Raw genomic sequence first — 1,699 nt, forward strand, 5'->3', positions numbered from 1 at the left:
GCCCACATGTAGTCGCGCTCTTCGTCGGTGACCATCTCCAGGGTCAGCTCGTCGTGGTTGCGCAGGAAGATGCCCCACTGGCAGCCGGAGGGGATGGCCGGCGTCTTCGCCAGGATCTCGGAGACGGGGTAGCGGGACTCGCGGCGCACGGCCATGAAGATGCGCGGCATGACGGGGAAGTGGAAGGCCATGTGGCACTCGTCGCCGCCGGAGGCGTAGTCCCCGAAGTAGTCGACGACGTCCTCCGGCCACTGGTTCGCCTCCGCCAGCAGCACCGTGTCCGGGTACATCGCGTCGATCTCGCGGCGGACCCGCTTGAGGAAGGCGTGGGTGGCCGGCAGGTTCTCGCAGTTGGTGCCCTCCTCGGCGTAGAGGTAGGGGACCGCGTCGAGCCGGTAGCCGTCGATCCCGAGGTCCAGCCAGAACCGCAGCGCCGCCAGGATCTCCTCCTGCACGGCCGGGTTCTCGTAGTTCAGGTCCGGCTGGTGCGAGAAGAAGCGGTGGAAGTAGTACTGGCCGCGCACCGGGTCGAAGGTCCAGTTGGAGGCCTCGGTGTCGACGAAGATGATCCGGGCGTCCTCGTACTGCTTGTCGTCGTCGGCCCACATGTAGTAGTCCCCGTAGGGGCCGTCGGGGTTCTTGCGGGACTCCTGGAACCACGGGTGCTGGTCGCTGGTGTGGTTCATGACGAAGTCGATGATCACGCGCATGCCGCGCTGGTGGGCGGCGTCCACGAACTCCACGAAGTCGGCCAGGTCACCGAACTCCGGCAGGACGGCGGTGTAGTCGGAGACGTCGTAACCGCCGTCCTTGAGCGGCGAATTGAAGAACGGCGGCAGCCACAGACAGTCCACGCCGAGCCACTGCAGATAGTCGAGCTTGGAGGTCAGGCCCTTCAGGTCGCCGATGCCGTCGCCGTTGCTGTCCTGGAAGGAGCGGACCAGGACCTCGTAGAAGACGGCGCGCTTGAACCACTCCGGATCCCGGTCCTTCGCGGGCGTGTCCTCGAAGGTGTCGTGTACGGGTTCGTTGACGGTCATGAGGCTGCGGGCCCTCCGTTCCGGGGCGTCGGACGCCCGACGTGGAGCACGTGCGCCGGCGCGCTGCCGGGCGTCAGGCGCACGTAGTTGGTCCTGCCCCAGTGGTACGTCTCACCCGTCAGTTCGTCGTGCACGGACAGGGCGGCGTGCCAGTCCAGGCCGAGTTGCGGCATGTCCAACGAGACCGTGGCCTCCTGGGTGTGGTGGGGGTCGAGGTTCACGACCACGATGACCGTGTCCGTTCCCGCGCTCTTGCTGTAGGCGAGCACGGCATCGTTGTCGGTCTGGTGGAAGCGGAGATTCCGCAGGCGCTGTAGCGCGGGGTGCTGCCGTCGGACGGTGTTCAGCTTGGTGATGAGCGGCGCGATGGTACGGCCCTCGCGTGCCGCCGCTTCCCAGTCGCGGGCTTTGAGCTGGTACTTCTCCGAGTCGAGGTACTCCTCGCTGCCCTCCCTGAGGGGGGTGTTCTCGCACAGTTCGTAGCCGCTGTAGATGCCCCAGGCGGGGGAGAGGGTGGCGGCGAGCACGGCCCGCACCTCGAAGGCGGGCCGGCCGCCGTGCTGGAGGTAGGCGTGCAGGATGTCGGGGGTGTTGGCGAAGAAGTTCGGCCGCATCCAGGCCGCCGCCTCACCCGACAACTCGGTGAGGTACTCGGTCAG

2 protein-coding genes are annotated in these 1,699 nt (G+C 67.2%); both read right to left on the reverse strand.

The window, feature by feature from the left end; genetic code table 11:
- A partial coding sequence (locus AB0950_RS40375) for an alpha-amylase family glycosyl hydrolase (protein ID WP_360163087.1) occupies nt 1–1,040 on the reverse strand: 1,040 nt, incomplete at its 3' end.
- On the reverse strand, nt 1,037–1,699 hold a 663-nt coding region (locus tag AB0950_RS40380), incomplete at its 5' end, for an alpha-glucosidase C-terminal domain-containing protein (RefSeq protein ID WP_366780811.1). The genes AB0950_RS40375 and AB0950_RS40380, both read right to left, overlap by 4 nt.

It is taken from the genome of Streptomyces sp. NPDC007189 (assembly GCF_040703635.1).
Classification (GTDB): domain Bacteria; phylum Actinomycetota; class Actinomycetes; order Streptomycetales; family Streptomycetaceae; genus Streptomyces.